18 protein-coding genes are annotated in these 23845 nt (G+C 48.1%); 10 read left to right on the top strand and 8 right to left on the bottom strand.

Annotated elements, in window-relative coordinates:
• Positions 1-33: 33 nt before the first annotated feature.
• The 6 genes from ACFORK_RS22340 to ACFORK_RS22315 all read left to right on the top strand — a co-directional run bounded on the left by ACFORK_RS22340 (position 34) and on the right by ACFORK_RS22315 (position 6766).
• Complete coding sequence (locus ACFORK_RS22340) at positions 34-222, top strand: hypothetical protein (protein WP_379203155.1); 189 nt, start codon at positions 34-36, stop codon at positions 220-222.
• Positions 223-429: 207 nt separating this feature from the next.
• Complete coding sequence (locus ACFORK_RS22335) at positions 430-1443, top strand: LacI family DNA-binding transcriptional regulator (protein ID WP_379203153.1); 1014 nt, start codon at positions 430-432, stop codon at positions 1441-1443.
• A gap of 134 nt (positions 1444-1577) precedes the next feature.
• Positions 1578-2525 (top strand): ABC transporter permease, encoded by a 948-nt coding sequence (locus tag ACFORK_RS22330; RefSeq protein ID WP_379203205.1) that lies wholly within the window; start codon positions 1578-1580, stop codon positions 2523-2525.
• 15 nt (positions 2526-2540) lie between these two features.
• The gene (locus ACFORK_RS22325; RefSeq protein ID WP_379203151.1) at positions 2541-3425 is read left to right on the top strand and encodes a carbohydrate ABC transporter permease; all 885 of its coding nucleotides are present in this window, start codon (positions 2541-2543) and stop codon (positions 3423-3425) included.
• 266 nt (positions 3426-3691) lie between these two features.
• Positions 3692-5323, top strand: coding sequence for a type 2 periplasmic-binding domain-containing protein (locus ACFORK_RS22320; RefSeq protein ID WP_379203149.1), 1632 nt, complete (start codon positions 3692-3694; stop codon positions 5321-5323).
• A gap of 93 nt (positions 5324-5416) precedes the next feature.
• Complete coding sequence (locus tag ACFORK_RS22315) at positions 5417-6766, top strand: glycoside hydrolase family 30 protein (RefSeq protein ID WP_379203147.1); 1350 nt, start codon at positions 5417-5419, stop codon at positions 6764-6766.
• A gap of 234 nt (positions 6767-7000) precedes the next feature.
• Here the strand turns inward: ACFORK_RS22315 and ACFORK_RS22310 are convergent, their stop codons facing one another.
• Entirely contained in the window at positions 7001-7429 is a 429-nt protein-coding gene (locus ACFORK_RS22310) for a hypothetical protein (RefSeq protein ID WP_379203145.1), read from the bottom strand.
• 418 nt (positions 7430-7847) lie between these two features.
• Between ACFORK_RS22310 and ACFORK_RS22305 the strand changes: the two genes are divergently transcribed.
• On the top strand, positions 7848-8945 hold the full coding sequence (locus tag ACFORK_RS22305; protein ID WP_379203143.1) for a polysaccharide deacetylase family protein: 1098 nt from the start codon (positions 7848-7850) through the stop codon (positions 8943-8945).
• A gap of 21 nt (positions 8946-8966) precedes the next feature.
• Positions 8967-10121: an MFS transporter gene (locus tag ACFORK_RS22300; protein ID WP_379203141.1), complete on the top strand. Its 1155-nt coding sequence runs from the start codon at positions 8967-8969 to the stop codon at positions 10119-10121.
• A 185-nt stretch (positions 10122-10306) separates the two neighbouring features.
• Here ACFORK_RS22300 and ACFORK_RS22295 read toward each other — a convergent pair whose 3' ends face one another.
• The 6 genes from ACFORK_RS22295 to ACFORK_RS22270 all read right to left on the bottom strand — a co-directional run bounded on the left by ACFORK_RS22295 (position 10307) and on the right by ACFORK_RS22270 (position 16991).
• On the bottom strand, positions 10307-11638 hold the full coding sequence (locus ACFORK_RS22295) for a 6-phospho-beta-glucosidase (protein ID WP_379203139.1): 1332 nt from the start codon (positions 11636-11638) through the stop codon (positions 10307-10309).
• A 5-nt stretch (positions 11639-11643) separates the two neighbouring features.
• Positions 11644-12639, bottom strand: coding sequence for an N-acetylglucosamine kinase (locus ACFORK_RS22290; protein ID WP_379203137.1), 996 nt, complete (start codon positions 12637-12639; stop codon positions 11644-11646).
• Between the two features lie 70 nt (positions 12640-12709).
• Positions 12710-13699: a LacI family DNA-binding transcriptional regulator gene (locus tag ACFORK_RS22285; RefSeq protein ID WP_379203135.1), complete on the bottom strand. Its 990-nt coding sequence runs from the start codon at positions 13697-13699 to the stop codon at positions 12710-12712.
• Between the two features lie 130 nt (positions 13700-13829).
• Entirely contained in the window at positions 13830-15206 is a 1377-nt protein-coding gene (locus ACFORK_RS22280) for an ABC transporter substrate-binding protein (RefSeq protein WP_379203133.1), read from the bottom strand.
• 52 nt (positions 15207-15258) lie between these two features.
• Positions 15259-16137 carry a carbohydrate ABC transporter permease gene (locus tag ACFORK_RS22275; RefSeq protein WP_379203131.1) on the bottom strand — a complete coding sequence of 293 codons (879 nt, stop codon included), beginning with the start codon at positions 16135-16137 and terminating at the stop codon, positions 15259-15261.
• Complete coding sequence (locus ACFORK_RS22270; RefSeq protein ID WP_379203203.1) at positions 16134-16991, bottom strand: carbohydrate ABC transporter permease; 858 nt, start codon at positions 16989-16991, stop codon at positions 16134-16136. Before ACFORK_RS22270 ends, ACFORK_RS22275 begins: the two co-directional genes overlap by 4 nt.
• A 545-nt stretch (positions 16992-17536) precedes the next feature.
• Here ACFORK_RS22270 and ACFORK_RS22265 point away from each other — a divergent pair.
• On the top strand, positions 17537-18286 hold the full coding sequence (locus tag ACFORK_RS22265; RefSeq protein WP_379203201.1) for a YdcF family protein: 750 nt from the start codon (positions 17537-17539) through the stop codon (positions 18284-18286).
• A gap of 31 nt (positions 18287-18317) precedes the next feature.
• Positions 18318-19415, top strand: coding sequence for a threonine aldolase family protein (locus tag ACFORK_RS22260; protein WP_379203129.1), 1098 nt, complete (start codon positions 18318-18320; stop codon positions 19413-19415).
• Between the two features lie 126 nt (positions 19416-19541).
• Here the strand turns inward: ACFORK_RS22260 and ACFORK_RS22255 are convergent, their stop codons facing one another.
• Positions 19542-23816 (bottom strand): S8 family serine peptidase, encoded by a 4275-nt coding sequence (locus ACFORK_RS22255; protein WP_379203127.1) that lies wholly within the window; start codon positions 23814-23816, stop codon positions 19542-19544.
• Positions 23817-23845: the final 29 nt, after the last annotated feature.

The following is a 23845-nucleotide window of genomic DNA, read 5'->3' as shown; positions in this document are numbered from 1 at the left end:
ATTTGTGAAAAAAAGGTCAGGAGTGTTGCAGGGATGAGAGGATATAACATCTGGCGTCCGCTGATGCTGATTTTGGTCGCGCTGGTGACGAGAAGCTTGGTTACCAACCTGGGCATTATGTTTGGTATGTCGCCCGATTCAGCAAGCAGCATCGCTGTACTTGCCATGATGATCGTGGCATTTACCATGTACAACCGAATGATGAAGAAACGTCGCAAATAAGGCAGAAGCCGACCCTTGGCTCCGTTATGGAACTAGGGAGAGTGCCTGTTTCAACCAGGCACTTTTCCATTGCCCGAGAAACCCGGATCATTTAAAGATCTAGGGTTTCTCTTCATATTCGACATTTATTTTAAAAAGAGCATTGTAATGAAAACGGTTTTATGTTAGTTTATATTTATAAAAACGTTTTTAGCGAGGTGAATCCTTATGGGGAAAATAACCATTAAAGACGTAGCGCGAGAGGCAGGCGTCTCCATATCTACGGTGTCTAACGCGCTTAATGATGTGGATGTGCTCAATCCGGAGACCAAGCAGCATGTACTGAAGGTGGCGCAGCGGCTCAATTATGTTCCGAATCTCAACGGTAAGCAGTTGAAGTCAGGAAAGACGAAAATGCTGGGTTTTTTCACCACAAGCGTGTCGGGTCCTTATTTCTATAAGCTGGTTGAGTCCATGGCCCGGGAGTGCGACCATATGGGGTATGGTCTGAATGTCTTTGTTACCAAGGACAAGCAAGTTATCATGAGCAATATCATGGGCCGCCGCGTTGACGGCGCCATTATCTATGAAGAGCTGAAGATTGATGATAATGATATCGCCATGATGCAGAAGGACCGAATCAAGGCTGTGTTCTTGGATCGGGAGATTCAGAATGAGACGATGGGCAGTGTTATTTTTGACTCCTATGTTGCAGGTTATGAAACAACCAAATACTTAATCAGTTTGGGTCATAAGAAAATTGCGTACATATCCGGTGTCGATACGATGTTTGACAGTGTCCAGCGGAAGGAAGGCTATCTGGCTGCGCTTCGGGAGTACAAGCTTCCGATCAAAGAGGAGTACGTGTTGCAAGGCTTTTTCGAAGAAGAAGGTACCTACAACGTTGTGAAATCATTCATAAACTCCCATTCCGACATTTTGCCGGATGCGTTCCTCGCAGGTAATGACATCAGTGCCATCGGCTGTATGCAGGCTCTGAAAGCCCATGGGTATGAAGTGCCTACTGATGTTAGTGTCGTAGGATTTGACGATATTGATATTGCTCAATATATCTCGCCCTCCCTGACGACAGTGCGCAACCAAATTGCGCGGCAAGGGATTCTCGCCATTGATCATCTGGTTCGAATGATCAAGGAGAGGGAACAGGGCAACATTCAGAAGTTGGCGGGAGAACTGGTGGTTAGAAAATCGAGCCAGGTAAAGATTGATCGAAAAGATTAGTGGTAATGCGGTGTTACAAGCTTCTTCGTTTTTTTCATAGTGAATCAAACAAGAGGATTTTATTGGCAAAAATAAAAACGTTTTTATGAAAGCGTAAGTCAGAGGGGAGAAAAAACGTGGCTAAACCATTAGCAATGCCATCATCTGGCAAGAGACCTATGGGAGAAAGAGTCAAAGAGTTTTTTGCAGGCTACTGGAGACAGAAGGAACTGCAATCGATGGTTCTGCCGGGGATTATTTTCATGATTATCTTTTGTTACATTCCCATTTACGGACTGACCATTGCGTTCAAGAACTACACGGTCATTGATACGTTGAGTTCAGCACCATGGGTGGGCTTTGATAACTTCAAAATCATCTGGTCTGACAAATATTTTTGGGACGCGGTCGTGAATACGCTGGGCATCAGCTTCCTGAAGCTGGGCATCGGATTTGTAATCCCGATTATACTGGCCATCATGATCTATGAAGTCAGCCTGACCCGATTCAAGAAGTTCGTTCAAACGATTTCGTATCTGCCACACTTTCTGTCATGGATCGTACTAGGCGGGATGTTGATTAACTGGTTCTCCACCACAGGCCTTTTTAATCAGATTCTGCTGGATCTAGGTCTGATCTCGAAACCGTCGAACATCCTGCTGGACCCGAGTAAATATTGGTGGATCGCCACCCTCTCTGATATTTGGAAAGAGGCGGGCTGGGGAACGATCCTGTATCTGGCCATTATGTCTAAGATTGACCCGACGTTCTATGAAGCAGCCAAGATTGACGGGGCAGGTCGTCTTCGTCAAATTTGGAACATTACCCTTCCCAACATGAAGCCTATCATCAGCTTGAATCTGATCCTTACTGTAAGCGGTTTGTTTGGCTCCAATCTGGACCAGACGCTGGTGCTGATGAACACGCAGAACCGTGAAAAGGCCGAAGTCATTAACTCCTACGTGTATCGTATGGGGATGACCCAAGGAGATTTCTCCTATGCAACGGCTGTAGGTCTCGGCGTATCCATCGTTTCTGTCATCTTGCTGGTGATTGCTAATAAAGTGACCACTAAGCTGAATGATAACCAATCCGTTTTATAAGAGGAGGCATTTTCCATGAATCGAAAGGCGATAAAGGGAGATCTGGACAGTCGGATCTTTAATGCCTTCAACATTGCAGTGCTTGTAATTGTTTCACTGGTCATTATGATCCCGTTATGGAATGTTATTATCTCCTCGCTCAGCTCCGGACGAGCGTTGGCAGAGGGTGGCTTTATTTTCTGGAGTAAAGAGTTCTCGTTCGAGAATTATCGTGCTGTGTTTCGGGACAGCAGCATTTGGCAGGCCTTCTTTATTTCCGTGGCCAAAACAACGATTGGTGTAGCCACTCACGTCTTCTTCTGTGCGATGGTCGGTTACGCGCTTAGTAAAAGGCATCTTCGCGGCCGTAAGTTGTATGTTGCCATGGGTGTCATCACCATGTTCTTCTCTGGCGGTATGATTCCTACTTACTTGCTGATCAAATCTTTGGGTCTATTGAATAGCTTCTGGGTGTACATTATCCCGGCGCTCTTCAGTTACTACGATGTTGTCATCCTGATGAACTTCTTCCGAAATGTACCGGACGCCCTTGAAGAATCCGCCAAAATCGACGGTGCGGGCGAATGGCGGGTGTTCCTGAAGATCTTCATTCCACTGTCCATGCCGGCTATGGCAACCATCGCCTTGTTCAACGGGGTGGGACAATGGAACGACTTTATGACAACAAAGTTATATATCACGGACCAAGCCTTGTATCCGCTGCAGATGAAGCTGTATGAGGTTATCGTGCAGTCTCAGACACAGTCCATGCAGAATATTGGCTCAGTCATGATTGAAACCACTACCAAAGGGGTTCAACTCGCGACCATTGTCATTACCACCCTGCCGATTGTGATCATGTATCCATTGCTGCAGAGATACTTTATCTCCGGTATGATGCTCGGCGCTGTTAAAGAGTAAGCTTTCTAGCTATATAAGATGAATAAGAGAAAGTAACAAAAAGCGAGAAGGAACGAAGGGGAAAGTTTGGAACTGTAGGAGCGATAGCGATCGCCTTTGTCTCCGGATTTCAACCGCTAGAGGCGGTTAACAAATAAGAAATCTGGGGACAACAGCGACCGGAAGTCCAAACATTCACCGTAGTAACGACCGAGCCTTACGTTGGTTTCTTAAATTCATCTTACATAGGCAAGACATGTGTATTTACCAAAATGGAGGTTACTAACATGAAGAGATTTGCAAAAGGAATTAAACTGGGTTCGGCTCTTCTGGCCGTTGCCCTGACCGTTAGCGCATGTGGTGGTTCAGGTGGATCAAACTCGGCAAGCAGCGAATTGCCAGCACTAGGTGATCGTTACACGCCAAATGCAGATACCCCGGCATGGCAGTTGGATACGAAAAAAGAGACCACTGACCTAACCTGGTATGTGAACGCAGAATGGTGGAATACCGATTTTGGCAAGGATTTGGTGACGAAGAAGATTAAAGAAGATTTGAACATCAACATTAAATTTATTACCGGTGATGATTCCAAGCTGAACACCTTCTTTGCCGGAGGCGACATGCCGGACGTGATTACAGTGTTCGATTCTAACTCGGCGGTAGCGCAGAAGGCATCCACTTGGGCTTGGCCTTTGAACGACCTGGCTGAGCAATATGATCCATACTTCAATAAAGTAGCCGCTCAAGATACCATCAAATGGTTCCAGCAAAAAGACGGCAAAACATACGGATATCCAGACTACTCCAATACACAGGCTGATTACGACAGCGGCGATATTCCTGCTAAACAAGCCTTCATTATCCGGAAGGATGTATATGAAGGAATCGGCAAGCCTAGCATGAAGACACCTGAAGAATTTGTCGCAGCTATGAATAAAATCAAAGTCCAATTCCCTTCGTTGGTGCCATTCGGCTTCAATGCTATCGGCAACGGCACTGGCTCATTGGGCGATGGATTCCAGGATTACCTGGGCGTACCGCTGGAAGATAAGGACGGCAAGTTCTATAACCGCAACCTGGACGAAAGCTATTTGACTTGGCTGAAAACGCTTAATACCATCTATCGTGATGGTGATATTAGTGACGATAGCTTTGCAGACGACGGTACTGCTTTTGATGAGAAAGTAAAATCCGGTAAATACGCTGCTATATACTTAGATGGTACACCACAACAAGGTGGTAACCTGCAAGTATTCATGAGTGCTAACCCGGGTAAAGAGTACATCGCTATCGATGGTCCTCAGAGCACCATTGGCAACCAGCCGCTCCTTAACCAGACTGGTATTACCGGCTGGATGATCAGTTACATCACCAAGAAGGCTAAAGATCCGGCGAAAGTAATGCAAATCTTCACCTACCTGCTTAGTGACGAAGGTCAAATGCTGATGAACTTCGGTATCGAAGGCGAGACGTATAAGAAGAATGCCGATGGTAAGGTGGAGTTCCTGCCAGCAATCAAAGATCTTCAGGAAAACAATGCAGATAAGTATAAAAAAGAGTACCGGATCGGCGAGTTTATCTTCTTCGGTCATGACCGTTACAAGGCCCTTAGCGATGATTCCTTCCCAGAATCTATCCGTCAGATGCAAGAGTGGGGTAAAGGCAAGCTGACACCACACTTCATTTTGGAAAATATCAATCCGGACCCAGGTACACCGGAAGCACGTTCTTTGACAGCGATCGACACGACTTGGTATTCCACAATGGTCAGCCTGATCCGCTCTAAGAGCGATGATGATTTCAACAAAACATTGGATGCCTACAAGAAGGTCCTTGACGACAATAATTGGTCTAAAATCGTAGAGATTCGCAGCGAGAAAATGCAGAGTAACAAAGAAAAGCTGGGAATGAAATAAGTTTGATCTAACGAAGGTGCCCCTATTGAAGGGGCCCTCCTTCGTTACCGGCAGGGTTGTCAACAAACTGTACACTAGTCTGGAGGGATAATGATGACTGAACTTATCATTTATGAGTCCAAGGGAGAAGGAGATCTGTTCGTTGAACGGACCGTGGAGACCTTGACTCCAGTTGTAGAGGAAGCGGGACATACGGAAATTAACCTGGACAGGAACCAAACCTATCAAGAGATGGACGGCTTTGGCGCCTCCTTCACCGATTCATCTGCCTATCTGATTCACCAGGTACTGAGTGCGGAGCAGCGTTCAGAAGCTATGACTCGTTTGTTCGATGCCCAGGAAGGGATTGGACTCTCCGTTCTGAGAAACCCGATGGGTGCTTCGGATTATGCCAGAATGTTCTATAGCTATGACGACAGGCCGGAAGGGGAGATTGATCCGTCACTGGAGCATTTCACCATTGCTCATGATGAGGAGGATGTCATTCCGCTAGTAAAAGAGGCTTTGAAGCTGAATCCAGCGATTAAGCTGTTTGCTTCACCTTGGAGTGCGCCAGCATGGATGAAGACAAGTGGCTCCATGAAGACCGGGGAACTGAAACAAGAGTTCTATTCTTCTTATGCCGATTATTTTGTGCGGTTTATTCAGGCCTATAAGGATAAAGGTCTTCATATTTATGCGGTAACCCCGCAGAACGAGCCTTTATATGAGCCGGCTCACTATCCAAGCATGCTGATGCTGCCAGAGGCACAGGCTGATTTCGTGAAGAATCACCTGAAACCGAGCTTCATCAAGAGTGGACTGGATACTAAAATTCTTAGTTACGATCACAATTGGGACCGGCCGGATTATCCGCTGACCGTAATGGAGCAAGCCAAGGATAGTGTGGATGGGGTGGCCTGGCATTGGTACGGCGGTAAGGCATCCGCTCAAAGTGAAGTGCTCGAAGCCTTCCCGGACAAGGAAGTACACTTCAGTGAAGGCTCCGGTGGAGAGTGGATTCCGCCATTTGAGGAAGCATTCTCTAACGTAATGCGCACGGGAATTGAAATTCTCCGCAATCACAGCAAGTCTTTTATTCTATGGAACATGGCGCTTGATGAGAAGAATGGTCCGACAGTACCGGGCTTTGGCAAAAGCACCTGCCGCGGCATCCTGCTAATTAATCAGCAGACCGGTGAACTGGAGTACACCTTGGATTACTATGCGCTGGCGCATTTCAGTAAGGTTATCCGTCCAGGCGCTAAGCGTATTGCATCGACTGCCAGCGCAGAGCATGTCCGTTCGGTGGCTTTCACCAACCCGGACAAGTCCGTTGGTATCGTCTTGTTCAATGACAGCGACGAAGCTCAAAATGTCAGCATCAAGCTGCAAGGACAAGAAGTTCTGTCCTGCAATCTCATTGGTAAGAGTGCCATTTCGGTTCTTGTACCACAGCAATAATTGACTTATTCGACTGTTGCTATGCTATGGCGAAACACCCTCGCAACCACTGATAAAGTGGGGACGAGGGTGTTTTTGTTTTAATGTGTACTTTTTATGGAATTAAAATTATTATATATAAAAATTTTAAAAAATACTGAGTCTTATTTACTAATTTTGCTAAAAAAATAATATTGAGGAAAAATACTTGTAAAGGTGTCTTTAAATCAGAAAATTACAGCCAATCCTAATCCTTCACTTCATAAAGGATTTTAGTTCCCCAAGGAAAGGTTGGATTGTTTTGATCATATTATAGCCCGTCTTCATCAGTGGCATGGTGCGTTGAATCATGCCGAATAAGCCCATCTGGCCGAAGCCTCCTCCTGCTGCTGTTGCCGCCTCTGTTCCGGCTTCAGCGGCCGTGGCAATGCTGGCGGCGTTAGGCGGACCAGTAAAGGGATCGAATATGGGGAAGAAGCCTGAGACTCCAGCTTTTTTACGGGGGGATGTCTTCTTGTAAGTTTGTCTTCTTGAAGCAGGTCTGCTTGGTCTGGAGAGAATCAAGGCTTCTTTCTCAAGTCCGGTTATCCATCCTACATATGAACGTCCATTGTGCAGGGTAATGCAGACAGGCCGGCCCTGAAGCTTCTGTGCCTGCTTACGGATCTTGGTTGAACTACCCATAGTGAATCACCTCCATTTATTTGATTTACTTTATAGTACTCAATTCATGACAGGTTGCCTGTGCAGACAACTATTTTTGGCTTGTTACATCAGTACTATGTTTACAGGGCATCTATGGTTCATAATTAATGGGTTAATAATCCAAAAAAATGGGATTCAGGAAGAAAGTGAAGAAAAAAATTTATTAATCAGTACAGTTCTCCTTCTATTTGTAATAGCGGGGTGTTCGGAGAAAAAAACGATGCAGCCCTGTATCCCGGCTGTCCCTGCAAGAACTGCAGCAATGAGTCCATATTCATATCCTGACATTAACATCGCTTTCGATGAAAGTAGTGGTGAACAGCCCAACAATTCATGGGAAATTACCCATTTCTCCACTATAATAAATGTATATAACCCATAGAAATGAGGCGGCAATATGTCAGCTAAGGCGGTTTGGAGCGGAGATACCAATCAGGCGATTTGCGCGTTTACGTTTGACGATGGGCCTTCCCGGCTTCCACTTGAATTGTGGCTGGATGTTCTGGAGGAAGAGGGCGCAGTAGGCACCTTTTTCTTCACAGGAGAATGGATGGATCGTCACCCGGACAAGGCGCGGGAGATTCTGTTCAGAGGGCATGTGCTCGCTCCCCATACCTACCATCACCGGCGGATGGCTCAGGTTCCGAAACCAGTGTTTCTGGAGCAGTTAAAACTGACCGAGCTGGCATATCAGGATGCAACCGGTCTGGCGTGTCCCAGCTTCATGCGTTTTCCGTACTGTTCGTTCCGTGAGGAGAATCTGGATTGGCTAGCCGATTGGGGCGGGTATCTGGATATTGAAGGTGTGGATTCGGGCGATTGGGCCGGGATTTCTGCAGAGGAGATTGTGGCACGTGTCGAGCCGGAGCTGAAGAATGGCACGATTGTAGTCATGCATAGCAATGATATCGCGACAGGATCACCAGAGGGTCTGAGACAGCTTATCCGTATCGCCAAGCAAAAAGGGCTTCAGGCCGTAGGCGTTCCTGAAATTCTGGACTCCATTGGTGCTGAGACCGAGTATAGACCATGGAAGATCACAGTGAAGGTTCCAGATGAGCTGGATCATCCGGTGGAGAAGTGGGTGCCGCTTCAGAATGATAGTCAGCTTACTGATCTGGCGACCCAGACGATCCAATGGAACACTCCACAGTACACCCTTCAATTCTCCTCGGAGAGTGAGTGGCTGGAACACCTGAAGACACCACTGGAGGAGTTTGGTGTGATAGAGGATCGAGAAATGTTCACCCTCAGGGAGTTCGATGGCAGCTATTGGGGATATCTGCGTGCTGGAGTCCGTGGCGATACGTTGGTATTACTAGACTTTGCGGCTAAGGAGGCACAGGCCGACACACTGGTGTATGTACTTCGTCTGGCAGCTGAAAAGGCGATGTCGCTCGGATTGACACATATTGAGGCCAGACAGGATCTTCGCAAGATGCACGAGATGTGCAGACAGCTCGGCTGGAGTGCAGAAATCGAAGAAGATCGTTAAGAAAGAGGAGCAGTGTCATTCGTGAGGACATTATCAAGCTATTATTTTTTATATTACCTGGCCATGTCTGTTCTGATGCCGTATACAAGTCTGTATTTCAGTGAGAGAGGCTTCAGCTTCACTGCCGTAGGCTTGATTCTGTCCTTATGGGCACTGGTAAGTGTGGTTGCTCAGCCGGTTATGGGGCTCATTAACGACCGGTTGGGCAATCCCAAACGAATCATGCTGATCTCTTCGATCCTTGCCGCAGTGCTGGGCTTTGGGTTTAACTTGATGGAAGGATTGACCGGGATCATTATCCTGTCTTTGTTCTTTGCCTGGTTTCAATCCTCTGTTGGTCCGGTGGGCGATGCGCTCGCGGTGGAAATTGCCAGCCGTGACGGCTTTTCTTTCGGTAACGTGAGGCTGTTCGGAGCTTTGAGTTATGCCATAGGTACATTCACTACAGGAATTCTGTATGAGCGATTCGGTTACAGTCATATTTTTGTCTATTATTTAGTCATTAGTTTGATCGTTTGCGTGACGATTCTGTTTCTGCCCACAACGAAAGTGTCCCGCAGCAGAAAGGTGACGCTCTTCGGACAAATGGGTGAGGTTGTTCGTAATAAGCCGTTTATGATATTTGTAGTCACCAGTACGTTAATGATGATGTCAGCTTCTATTAATTTGAACTTTCTACCACTGTACTTCAAGGAAATGGGCTTCAATAAAAGCTGGATCGGCAGCGCCTTCGCCATCGCGGCCATTATTGAAGTGCCGATGTTCTGGGTAGCCACTCGGCTTAGCAAGGCTATCGGAAGATACCCACTGCTGTGCCTGGCCGCTGCGATCTATGGCAGTCAATATCTTGTCATGTTCCTGTTCTCTAATGTATCGCTTACGCTCGCGGTTCAACTGCTGAATGGTGTTGCCTTTGCTTTTGCCGCAGGGACAGCTGTAGAGGTGGTTCAGAGTTATGCCGCAGAAGGGACCAAAGCAACATTGCAGACGGTCTATGCAGCAGTAACCTGGGGCCTCGGTGGCATTGTCGGAAATGCGGTCGGAGGTGTCGTCACGGACCATCTTGGTGCAAAGTTTCTGTACCTAATCCTCTTCTGCCTGTGCGCCACAGCTTCATTATTATTTATTGTGAACAGGCATCATCAGCCTTCGGTGGGTCAGGAGATTGGCTTGTAACAGAGGTTAGAGAACGAATGTTGAACAGAGGGGTTGTTGAGTGATTAAACAATCGCGAAGATAAGTTCCACAATGCTCACCCTTGATTTATCAAGAGTCTTTACTAGCACATGTGAAAAAAAGCTGCCCCATCACTCGCGGATTTGACCGCGTTGGGGCAGCTTTTTCTATCGGATCAAGTTCATTTATTGTTTGGAGGATACGGCCTCATTAGCGAAAAAATTAGGCAGATACTCCCTGTTGGCTTCCAGCATTTCATCCAACATCTTAATGGCCACTTCCACGGATGGAACCAGTGGATGATGGGCCAGTGCTTGAATGGCCAGCTCACGGCTGCCAGTCACAGCGGCTTCAATTGCCAGCTGCTCGTAGGTTTTAACTGCATGAATGAGTCCCTTAGCCATTGGCGGAACGGCTGTCAGTGGAAGTGGCAGTGGTCCGTTCTTCGTGACGACACAGTTCACTTCAATGCTGGCATCATCGGGCAGAAAATCCAGAATACCGTTATTGGCGACATTCAGCGTCTGGATATCATTCGCACCGTTATACAATGAGCGCATCAGGTTGACAGCTGCTTCTGAATAAAAAGCGCCGCCGCGTTGTTCGAGCTGCTTCGGCTTTTCTTTCAGCTCCACGTTGCTGTAGATTTCGAACAGCTCTTCTTCCACACGCTTTACGACCTCGGCACGGTTGCCGCCCTGCTTAAAGGATTCCAACTGTTCTTCCAGCATAGCATCGGTCATGTAGAAGTACTTCAGGTAATAGGAAGGCAAAGCATGAAGAGAGTGCAGGAATTCTGGATTCCATTCTCGGGCAGGCACATTCTTGGCACTGTACGCAGTTGTATCGGCTAGCATTTCATCAAGCTTGTTCTCGCCCTCAACATCAATGCGGGTAATCCAGTGCAGGTGGTTGAGACCCACAAATTCGGCGTATACCCGATTTGGGGCTACGTTGTATTTGGAGGAGACTTGCTTGATCAGGCCGATAGGAGCGTTGCATAGGCCGATGCTTTTGACATTGGAGTATTTCAGGACAGCTTCTGTGACCATTCCCGCCGGGTTGGTGAAGTTGAGCAGCCATGCGTTCGGAGCCAGTTCCTCAATATCGCGGCAGACGTCAAGAATCACAGGAATCGTGCGCAGAGCTTTCAACATGCCTCCGGGACCGGTGGTCTCCTGACCAATAACCCCATACTTGAGCGGGATGGATTCATCGCGGGCACGGGCATCCAGCATACCGACACGCATCTGTGTGCTGACAAAATCAGCACCTGCGATGGCTGCGCGGCGATCTGTCGTCAGATGGACTTCGATCGGGAGTCCGGATTCCTCAACCATCCGTTTGGCGAGGTTGCCGACAATGTTCAGCTTGCGCAGTCCTGGTTCAATGTCCACCAGCCATAGCTCACGAATAGGTAGTTCCTTGTGATGAAGAATGAATCCTTCTACGAGTTCCGGTGTGTACGATGAGCCTCCGCCGATGACGGCGATTTTCAGTCCTTGATTAGCTGTCATAATAATCACTCCTGTCTGGTAGTTTGTTTAATGGATTCGAATTCCTGAAAAACCTTCATCTTGTCATAGACTTCACTACTGATCGTCATCCCGTCACTTTCCATGGCTGACCATACTGCACCAACCACCGGTTCGGTAGTTAGGGTGACCACGGTTGCCTGTGGGGCCGCAATAGCTACGGCTTGTTCAATGGGATTGCGAATCCAGCCCCGGTCTCCGCGAGTCAACAGGCTTCCGGCTAGCACGACATCGAAGATGTCCTTTTCCATGCCTAGCCGGTGGATGACAGCGGCAGCCGATTTGCCCAGCTCGACACCTTGCCGATGCAGGATTTCCAGAGCAACAGCATCGCCCTCCGCTGCGGCCTCGAACAGCAGGCGGGCAGCATCTGTAGGCACGTGCTTCCCGTGGTCTAGAAAATCATTGAACATGCGCTCTACACTCTCATACCCTAGCATTTTTAGCAGCGGGGCAGTCAGGAGAGTCGGTTGTTCCCGCCCGTCCCAAGCCCGGATGACAGATCGGAACACTTCAATGTTAAGCGAGCCTCCGCCGCCAAAATCACCATACATATAGTCGAAGCCACCACACTGATAATGCTGTCCATGCAGATTTCGGCCAGCAGAATTGGTACCTGTACCGCAGATGAGGGAAACACCATATGGACGGTTAGTGCCTGCTCGTAGCCCAATCATGGTGTCACAATTGATGGTGTATCTGGTAAAACCGATATCGCGGATGATCGGGTGCAAAATCTCATAATCGGCATCACGGTCGGCACCCGCCAATCCCAGATAGGCGTGCTGAATGTCGTCCAAGCTGAGCCCGGCATCCGCCAAAGCGCCGAACGTAGCTTCACGAATACTACTAGCTGCCCGGGCGGCATCCACCTGATGATTGCCGTTGCCACTCTTGCCTTTCCCTAGTACATTGCCCTGTTCATCGCTGAGCAGGGCGTAGGTTTTGGTTCCTCCCCCATCGAGTCCCAAGTAGTAAGTCAATGGTCTTCACTCCTAAGTGAATATATATTATAGAAAAAAGACTGCGGCCGATCAGCGAATGGATGTCAGCCTAGCTGGAGATTGTAGATTCGCGAATGATCAGCTCAGGATCTATCCGTACCCCGGACCCGCGCTTCATCTTGCCAGAGATACGCCGCAGCAGCATATCTGCTGCAGCCTGCGCGATTTTGTCCGCAGGCTGCCGAAGGGTCGACAGATGCGGACGAAGCTGTGAGGCAATGTAATGATCATCATAGCCGACAACGGCTACCTGCTCCGGTACTGAGATCCCCGCCTCCATCAGCGCGTTGATAACCCCAAGGGCGATATTGTCGTCACCGGTGAATACGGCGGTAGGCAATTTTCCTTCGCTTAACCAGCGTTTACAAGTGTCATAGCCAAATTCGATTTCGAAATCACCCTGTACGATTTCAAAAGGAGTGATTCCCTTTTCCTGAAGCGCCAGTACAAATCCGTTGCGCCGTTCCCGTGTACTGCGGAACATCTCATGTCCGCACAGGTGCGCGATAGACGTATGCCCGAGCTCCAACAGATGGCTTGCTGCCGCGTAGCCACCCTTGAAATTGTCGATTGTGATCGAATAGGTATCATTCTCTGGCTCCTGATTATCAATCAGTACATATGGGATGCCGCGTCGTTTCAACTGCATGATATAATTCTCTTCTCCGATCGGCGAGAGCAGAATCATACCGTCTACCCGGTCTTCCTGAATGAGATAGTGATCCTCATCAGATTCAATACCTCTGGAGATGGCGATTGCCAGGAAATAGCCATGCAGCGCCAGTACCTCATTCAGTTCCTTAACAACAGCGTCAAAGAACGAGTCGTGCAGGGTGGTTACTACGAGGCCGATAATCCCCGTTTTTCCGCTAGCCAGGCTGCGTGCAGCCGCATTGGGGCGGTAATCCAGCTCCTTGATCGCATCCAGCACTTTCTGCCGATTCTTCTCGCGTACCGAGTCAGCGCCGTTCAACACCCGTGATACCGTCACGACAGACAGACCGGATTTTTTGGCTACATCAAATATGCTCACTTTCATGTCTTGTGCTCCTTGCAGCAGATTTTCCGAATGTATTATCTACCATTAGTATACAGGGTGGAGAGTCGGTCCGCTAAACAATAAGATTCCAAGCAAGGATACCGCCCCTTCCGGGACGGTATGCGGGCTATTAACGTTTGATGATCTCGGTCACTTTTTTCTGAATGGTGCCCATAACCTCTTCAAGCGTCTTATGTCCAGTCTCCACAGGCTGCATTTCATTGATGAACATGTCATTGATTTGCGAGTAGTGGGTGATCAGATGGTTGTAGGATTCATAGCCGTACTTCACAGCCCCTTCGTACACCTTCTTCACATCTTCAGGATCAATGCCGTCAAAATGCTTGTAGTAGGCTTCAGCCGCTTCTGTATTGACCGGCGGGTTGCCGCCGCTCAGCTCAATAGATTTTTCCTGGATTTCGGTACCCAGCAGGAATTTAATCCATTCAAAAGCTTCTTTAGGATGCTTGGAATCCTTCAGAATCAGCAGTGGGTCAACAAACAGGGTGCTGCGTACCTTGTCATTGCCACCCCATGGCACTGCAGCTACGCCGACTTTAAACGGAAAATCGTTGGAACCGGCAAGGTTCCACGAACCGCCCACAGACATGCCGATCTTGCCTGCTACGAACGGATCACCATTCTGTCCGGCCACACTTTTGCTCCATTCAGAGGTAGGGGAGACCTTATCCTTGAACACGAGATCGAACAGCTTTTGATAGGCTGCAATGACTTTTGGGGAGTCAAAATGAGTCTCAGAGGGAACACCGCCATTGGTCCAAGTATCCTCGGAATACGGCTCAGCTCCGAAATAGAGCGGACGCATATCACGTTCAGACCAAGTGAAGTCTACGCCGTACTGTGTTTTGGAGATGTCGCTGGAGACGACAGTCATCTTCTTGGCGTCCTCGACCATTTTGTCAAACGTCCAGCTCTTGTCCTCGTAGTCGCTTGGCGGATATTCCAGCTTCGCTGCATCGAACATGTCCTTGTTGTACAGCATGAGAGTCACATACATATTCACCGGAATGCCGTAGGTGCGGTCTTTAACCTTGTAGATCTTCATCAGGTTCTCAGGGATATGATAATCGTTGGCGTTGAAGCCTTCTTCTTTAATCAGATCAGTCAGATCAAGTAGCATGCCTTTATTGTAGTATTCGGCGAACCCGCCGTAACCGTAGTGGCTTGTAACGTCTGGCGACTTGCCTCCGGCAATCAGCGTTTGCAGCTTGCTGTCAAACTGCTCATAAGGCGCTTTTTCCACTTTCACCTTAATGTTCGGATGCTCTTTCTCGAAGTCGGGGATCAATTTCTCAACAAAAGTGCGGTCCTCTGAATCAATAGTGTAATAGGTAATCGTCACGGGTTCACCCTTGCCGCCGGAACCGTTATCGGGCCCTGATGCTACATTTCCTGCCGATTTTCCGCCGCTACAGCCTGATAGTGTCGTAAGGAGCAGCAAGCTTGCCGTGAGTAGAGATACAACGTTGTTCCTGTTCTTCTTCATGAGCTAATCCCTCCAGGATTCAGTGTATGATTCCGCCAGAGTAGGCGGTTTATTACTTAATGCCTGTAAGTACAATCCCTTCCACGAACTGCTTCTGTGCTACTGCAAATAGTGTCACGATAGGAACCATAGCCAGCACAGAGGCTACCATCAACAGATGCCAAGGCGGAATGCGGAACCGCGATGAAGTCAGAGAGGCCATGCCGACGGGAAGTGTGAATTTCTCAGATGAGCTTAAATAAAGTACAGGTGTGAGCAGATCATTCCAGCTATAGATGAAGGCGAAGATCGCCACGGTTGCCAGTGCCGGCGCAGAGAGTGGAAGGGCAATCTGGCGCCACATTCGCAGTTCCCCGCAGCCGTCGATTCGACCTGCATCGAACATTTCTTCCGGGAGCGTGGTGAAGAATTGGCGAAGCAGGAAGATGTTATACGCCGAGCCGAAGAATGCAGGGACAATCAATGGCAGGAAGGTGTCGATCCAGTTCATTTTGGAAAATAGGATAAACTGCGGGATCATGATCGCCGGATAAGGCAGCATCATTGTACTGAGCAGCATCATGAACCAGAACTGATTGCTCTTTCCTCTATATCTGGCGAATCCGTAAGCTACCAGGGCTGAGGAGATCAGGGTACCGATGACACTAAGGACGCCGATAATGAGACTGTTCTTGTAGAGTGTTCCGAATTGCAGGGTGTCAAAAATCTCCGTATAGTTGCTCCACTGCCAGCTCTCCGGCAGGAAGGTAGGTGGAAACTTCAGCATCTCCTTCTTGGACTTGAGCGAAGTGGAGACCATGAAGAACAGGGGAAGCAGCATCAGGAATGTTGTGATGACCAAAGTAATGAAGCTGATAATCTTGACTGGCCCAGCCTTTCGGCGTGAACGTGAACCCGATGATCGGGGCGTAATGCTTGGGATGGTGCTCATTTGCGTACGCCTCCTTCATAGTGAACATAACGGTTGGACAGCTTCATAATTAGGGCTGTGCACAGCATGACTACGATCAGCAGTACCCAGGCCAGGGCCGAGGAGTAACCGGCACGATATTCTTTAAAGGCGCTGGTATAGAGGTTATAGACGTAAAACCAGGTGGAGTAGTTCGGACCGCCCTGAGTCATAACAAAGGCTTGAGTGAATACCTGGAAAGAATCGATCAGACCCATAATCAATTGGAAGAGTATTACTGGTGAGATCATTGGCAGTGTGATGTGCCAGAAGATCCGGTGACGTCCCGCGCCATCCAGCTTTGCAGCTTCAATGAGGCTTGAAGGTACACCCTGCAGTCCTGCAAGGAAGAGGATCATCCCGGAACCGGCGGTCCAGAAGGACATAATAATCAGTGCGTACAGTGCGGTGTCCGGATTCATTAGCCAGGCTGGACCTTGAATACCGAACCAGGAAAGAATGTAGTTGAACAATCCGATCTGCGGGTTAAAGATCCAGTACCACAGGAGGGACATCGCTACACCGGATACCATGCTGGGGAAATACATTGCTGTTCGGAAGAAGCCACGGAGCGGAATCGTTTGGTGGAGCAGTAGTGCAAAACCGAGCGAGAGCAGCAGTTGAATCGGTACACCAATGAAAGTGTATTTGAGAGTGACTACTACTGATTTCCAGAACAGTTCATTGTGAAACATCTCTTTGTAATTGGCGAGACCGACGAACACAGGTGGATGAATAATGTCATAATCAGTGAAGCTGTAGTAAAACGATGACAGAATAGGATACAGAGCGAAAATAAAGAAGCCGATTAACCAAGGAGAAATAAACAAATACATAAAGAATGTCTGCCGCCGGCTCTCGCTATTGATCACGACCACACCAACCTTCCTGGTTTAAAAGTATAAGCGCTTTAACTTTAATTCGTAAATTAGCTGTGAAAATTAAGAATTAGGAGTGTTATCGGTACAAAAGTTAAAGTGCTTTAACTTTTGGTTCCTCCAATGTCATTATCATAGAGGATTAAATCGAAATAATCAATACCTATTTTCAAAAATAAAGCGCTACCAGTTATGTTATATGACATATAATATGATCTATTTTTATTATCAGGGCCATAATTGATGATATTCTTCGATATATATGTAATATTTTATTACGTAATAGGGCGATTTTTTATTTATATCTTGCTGTTAGAATGGTTTTTTCGAAAATATGTCAGGTTTTATGTGATGAGGGGATCGAAAAAAGTTCGGGAAACTGGGCGAAGCCCTATCCAAGGGACGAAAAGGTGTGAAGTATGGGGGGTGTCCGGTTATAATTATCGTGTGGCAAGGGGCCATAGTTCAAACTGGGTTTACCCCGGTTAGGAGGTGTGATCGGTCTGATTTATCTAATTAAATTTGTCTATAGCTTCGTACTCCCACCGGGACTGTTCGTGCTGCTGCTTCTGGTGCCGATTATCTGGTTGTGGAAACGTGAACGAAGGGTCTCGTTATTCCTACTCGTCGTTACCTTGTTATTCTATTTATCCTCTACATCACTTGTCAGCGATCTATTCATACGCGGGCTGGAGCGGCAATATGCGCAGCCAGAGGCTGCACAGGGAGATGTTATCGTTGTTCTTGGCGGTGGGGCCACACTTACAACGCCTGATCTGAATGGCAAGGGTAATATGCTGGGTTCAGCAGCGAACCGATTGCTGACCGCCGTACGGCTGCATAGGGCCACTGGCTTGCCAATTCTGTTTTCCGGAGGTCAGGTCTTCGCCGATAGCGGCAATGAAGCGAACATTGCAAAACGGCAACTACTCGGCCTTGGAGTGGCGGAGAGCGACATTCTTGTCGAAAATAGCTCACTGAATACCAAACAGAACGCGGTTAATACGGCGCTCATCCTGAAGGAACACGGATTTAACCACCCAGTACTCGTGACCTCTGCATTCCACATGCCACGGGCGGTGGTAGAGTTTGGCCAAGCTGGGCTCTCGGTGCAGCCTTTTCCAACCGATTATGTATCAGATAGCAAGTTCGTTTTTTACCCTGCCAAACTATCACCCAATGCCGGGGCGGTTAGCACTACAGGGCTGGCTTTGAAAGAGTATTTGGGTCTTTTTGTAGCCAAGATTCGTTGATCTACTAGATCTGAGAGGAGCAATAAAGTTCATGCAAGAGAAGCTGTCATTAGCAGAAGCCTTTAAAGAAGCTGCCTTTCAATTGCCGGCTCACGGTAAACGGAATGTGCAGGTGCTGAAAGAAGTTTTCGAGCAGATGGAGGGTCACCTCGATTCCGATATATATGGAACTGGAAAGATCATTGAGGATTTTCAAACGGATATGGCAGAAGTGCTGGGGAAGGAAGCGGCGGTGTTTTTTCCAAGTGGGACCATGGCACAACAGATTGCCTTAAGAATATGGTGTGACCGCAAAGGTTTGAGCAAGGTGGCCTATCATCCGCTCTGTCACTTGGAGATTCATGAACAAGATGGTTTGAAGAAACTGCATCATATCGAACCTGTGCTGCTCGCTGATAAGAATCGCTTAATTACGCTTGAAGATGTTCAGGGGATGCCGGAGGAGGTTGCTTGTCTGCTATTGGAATTGCCTCAACGTGAGATCGGTGGGCAGTTGCCGGATTATAGAGAGCTTGAAGCCATTTCTGCCTATTGCCGGGAAAAGGGAATTCATCTTCATCTGGATGGCGCAAGATTGTTCGAGATTTTACCGTATTATCAGAAGAGTGCTGCTGAGGTTTGTGCGCTGTTCGATAGTGTGTACATCTCTGTCTATAAAGGGATCGGTGGGATTGCCGGAGCTGTTCTGGCTGGCGCAGCGAGTTTCACAGCGGAAGCGAAGGTATGGAAGCGGCGGCATGGCGGGGACTTGATCAGCTTGTACCCTTATATCATCCCTGCCAATTTTTATTTTAAACAAAGAGTTCATAAGATGGAGAAGTATTATGAAGAGGCTAAGGAGCTGGCCGTTTTATACAATCAATGCCATGCGATCACTACGCTTCCGGTAGTGCCAGTGTCGAATATGTTCCATGTACATGTATCCCTGCCCAAAACGGTAGTTGAGGATGTATTAATCGATCTTTATCAGGCCACGGGGATTGGACTCACCTCTTATGTAAGGGAAGTAGATGAGTTCTCTTCGTATTATGAAGTGAGTATCGGAGACAATTATAGTGAGGTTCCCCAAGACAAGCTGCAATCATTATTCGCTATGCTGAACGAAAGGCTGCAACAAGCTTCTTCCTAAGGAACGGAGTGGAAGGTAGTTGTTTGTTCAGGGGAATAGCCATATATCTTTGTCTGTGAAAAAGAAACGCCCGTCCAAATCCCTATTGGGAAGTGGACGGGCGTTTAATGTCTGACTTGGCCTGGATTAGTCGATCAGGCCAGTTTTGCTCAGCAATTGATGCAAGGTAGCTGCAACTGTCTCGCGAGTAGCTGCTGCTGTCGGATTGAAGCTTGATCCGACTTCGCTGCTAATAACACCAGCAGTAGACAAGGATTGCACGCTATCCTTAGCGTATGGAGCAATCTTGGTGCTATCGGCATAAGTCGTGAATGATGGATTGGAGGCTTTCAGCTCCACACCTGTCAGTTTCACGGCTCTTGCCAGGATAACAGCAAGTTCTTGACGCGTAACTTGGGCACTCGGGGCAAATTTGCCATTGCCGATTCCCAGAATCAGTCCTGCCTCGGAAGCAGCAGCAACATCATTTGCATACCAGTCAGAGGACTTCACATCTGTAAAGGTAGAAGCCGAGCTAGAACGTAGTCCGAGCGAGCGGGACAGCAGCGCTGTGAACTCGGCACGGGTCAAGTTGCTCTTCGGCGAGAATGTTGTTGCCGAAGTGCCTTCAATGATCAGTTTGTTAGCCAGTGCTGTAATATCGGCAGCAGCTGGGGAGTTGGCGATGTCACTGAAAGTAACAGGGCGGCTCACCGCAGCGTAGACCGAGAACCCAGGGCGGCTAACCGTAACGAGAGTCGTGCCGTCTGCTTGTACTTTGAACACGGAAGATACCGGAGTAATCTTACCGTTCGCTTCGAACAGTACGCCAGCTGTGTTAGGTTCAACTTTGCCTGGAATTGTGAAGGATCTCTTAATGAAGACATTATTAGGTACCTTCAGAGTTGTGCTTCCGGAAGCTGTAGTCCAATTAGCTTCAAAGGCTACCGGAGCGCCAATAACTGTTGATCCAGCGCTTGTCGAGAATTTGGAGGATTGGTCATCCGCTTTCTTGATGATCAGATCCAGATTGGCATCGGCTGCACCGCCAGTCAGCAGGCTTACTGGCAAGGCGAATGCAGAACCTGCTGCATTTACAATAATTGTACTCTTCGCTGGTGCACCAGTGAGCAGCTTCACTTGCTCAGCAGTCAGAGCTACTTTAGCAGTTGCATCGGCGGTTACCGGAACATTGATCACAATCGCTGCCGGAGAAGCCGAAGCAGAGGCGATGGCTGCCTTCAGATCATCGTTAGTTACCGTAACGGTTGCTACGCCATTGCTGGAGGCTACAGCAGCCTTCACAGGCGCTTGCTTCAAGCTTTGGTCAATGACTGCATTGGCAGCGCCGCTAGCTGGAGCAGGTGCTGCAGATGGTGCTGGTGTGGCAACTGGGCCGCCTCCACCGCCGCCTCCATTGCTACCACCGGTGTTGGACTCAGGTGTGGCTGTCGGAGAAGGAGAAGGAGAAGGAGAAGGAGTTCCACCGCTCTCTCCGCCGCCTTCTCCACTGCCATCGTTAGGTGTAGGTGTTGTTGTTGGAGAAGGAGAAGGAGAAGGAGAAGGAGTTCCGCCTCCATTATCCGTGCCTGGGGTATTATCCACTCGGAAAGATGTATAGGCTTTGTACAAAATAGGATTGCCTTGTGCATCATTAACGACTCTATTGTTCTTCAATTGAGCGGCTACAATGTTGATTTTATATACGCCATCGTCCAGTTTCTTAATAACAAGGTCACCATTCTCGTCTTCGAGAGGTACGCCGTCTTCATCAACTGCAACATAAGTTCCGTCAATGCCCTTCAGACTGTAGAGTCCAGGTGCAAATAGTTGATTGGCTCCTACTGGAGTCCGTGCATCAAGAATACCGATCTGTTGGTCTTCCAGATTGATAAGATCCACTTCATAATAATTTGTATTTTTAGCTGACAATCTAAATGAAAGATCAGTAGTTTGTTTGCTGGTAGCATTAGGAGTAATCTTAGGGTTGGTCAACTTCACTTCCTGAATGCCAAATGGATTGGCTGGAAGATCATCTACTACATACAGACTGAATGGTAAATGCAAGGTAGGAACACCATCGGCAGTCAGGTTAACCTGTCCTTCATAGAACTTCCCTTTGACTGGATTTGTTAAGTCTAGATTTAGGTTAAAGGTCGTTGTTTTACCCCCGGCGGCAGTGATATCACTGCTGCTCAGAGAGGCAGTAATTCCGTCATGATCAGCATTGTGCCACTCAACAGAAGCGGAGTAGGTCAGGGACTCACTGCCTGTATTTTTGAGTTGCAGATTTTTGGAGACGGATTGTCCGGATAGAACTGTCCCGAAGCTGGCGGAAGAATTATAGTTGATAATATTTTGTGGATTGTAGTCCTTGTCCAGAATGGTGATCGGCTCAAGGGCTTGTAGCAGTGCTTTAGTCGAAATAGCATCTTCTACATTTACACGTCCGGCACCTTGTTGGAAAACATCGTACTCTTCGTTAGGCTCAGCGGTATTAGCCAGAGCTGCGCGAATATCAAATGGTGACCAGTCGGGATGAGCCTGCTTGATCAGCAACGCCAGTCCGGCAACGTGTGGCGTGGCCATACTTGTACCATTTAGACGCTCATATGCTCTGGCGTAAGAGACGTTAGGATCATCTTTGCCGTAGGCGGGATATGTGGATAGGATGCTCACTCCCGGTGCGGTAACATCTGGTTTGATACTCAGTTTGTCATCAGCGTTTGGACCCCAAGATGTGAAGCTAGCAAGCACATCGCCTTTGTCTTCTTGGGGATGGTAATCGGAATCAAATTTGAATTGAACCTTTGTACCTGGGTGACTGAGGATTCCACGCGCTAGAGCGCGACCTTCTTTACCTTTGATATCGAAGGTTGGGATGTTATCAAAACCGTCTCCAAGAAGGGAATTGATATAATCATCACGGTTAGCAATGCTTTCGCGCAAATCGACAGCTCCGTTTGCATCAGCGTTGCCGTTAAAGATCACGATCGCTTTAGCGTTGCGCTCTTTAGCGTTGGCGATCTTATCTGTGAACGCCAGCTGTCCACGAGATAACAAGACAATTGCTCCGTTCAGATCAGTTACACCGTGGTAATCTGCTTCAGCGCCTAGACCTGCGTATACTACATCAACTGGATCGGTGCCGATAATGTCTGCGAAGTTTTCTTTGCCAAGCTCCCAAGCCATCACTTTAAAGTCACCATAAGTGCTGTAAGTGGCAGTTGAAACCGTATCTCCTACGAATTCAGGAGTGAAATGTCCGGAATACTGCTTGCTTGGACTAGTTACTGCTCCGACAGAAATGCCCAATTGGGAAGTGGCAGGCGAGCCGAGGGTATATTGACCTGGCCCAGCATTACCATTAGCAATTACCGCTGTAACGCCCGAAAGCACAGCGTTGTTAATAGCGATGGCATCTGGAGAATTTACATCCTTCTCTTCATCGGAGCCAAGCGATAGGTTAATAACGTCCATATGATCTTTGACAGCGCGTTCGATGCCATCAATAACCTGTGCGGATGAGCCTGAAGCGGAAGAAGGGTTGGCTGGATTGTATCCGAGAACCTTGTACACATAGAGATCGGCATCGTACGCTACACCCTTCTGGGCAACTTCCCCTTGGGTATTAGCGAATTGTCCGATGATAGTACCGGAAACGTGTGTGCCATGAGAGGTGCCGGGGAAATTCTTGCTGGGATTCGGCAGCTCTTCATAAGGATCGTCATCATTGTAGAATGAGTCATATCCGCCTTTGTATGCATCTTTGATGTCAGGGTGGGTGTAATCTACGCCTGTATCAATTACGCCGACTTTTAGACCCTCACCGGTAAAGCCATGATCCCATGCCCAGTCTGCGTGGATCTGCTTCAGAGGGCCTTTGTCGTTTTTCGGAACGATTGCATCCTGAATGGCTGCATCAGCCTGCTCAACAGGCACTGGATACCAGGTGCTGTTCTTATGGATGGAAATAACGCCTGGAATTTTAGCCAGCTCAGGGATTTCATTCGCAGGAATTGTGACTTCAAAACCGTTCAGTACCGTGTTGTACTTGTAATTGACTTCAAGGTCCAGTCCAGCCTTAGACGCTTTGTTCAGGACATCGGTTTGTTGGCTGTTAACTGCGGCTTCGGTGGCTGTGGAAGCTAGCGAGGAGATACCTTGCTTCGCTGCATATTTGCCGACGGCTGCCGGCTGCCCGCTAAGTTGTACGATGACGCGAATGTCATCTGTGGATTTTGTATTGATCTGAGGCGAGATGAATGTTTTCTGAGAACTTTGAACCAATGAGAGTACGCTTTGGCCGATTTTAGGTTGCGCTGCTCCTGCTGCGGAAACTCCTCCGGGAATCGTGCTGATCGTCACTCCCGCGGCAAGTGCCAGCAGTGATAGTTTACGAGATAATTTGCCCCACTCCAAAAAAATCCCCTCTTTCATAATGATTTTTC

The sequence above is a fragment of the Paenibacillus sp. GCM10012306 genome (assembly GCF_042649265.1).
Classification (GTDB): domain Bacteria; phylum Bacillota; class Bacilli; order Paenibacillales; family Paenibacillaceae; genus Paenibacillus_AQ.
Note: the sequence above shows the minus strand (reverse complement) of the source record. Positions and strands in the feature narration are given on the sequence as shown.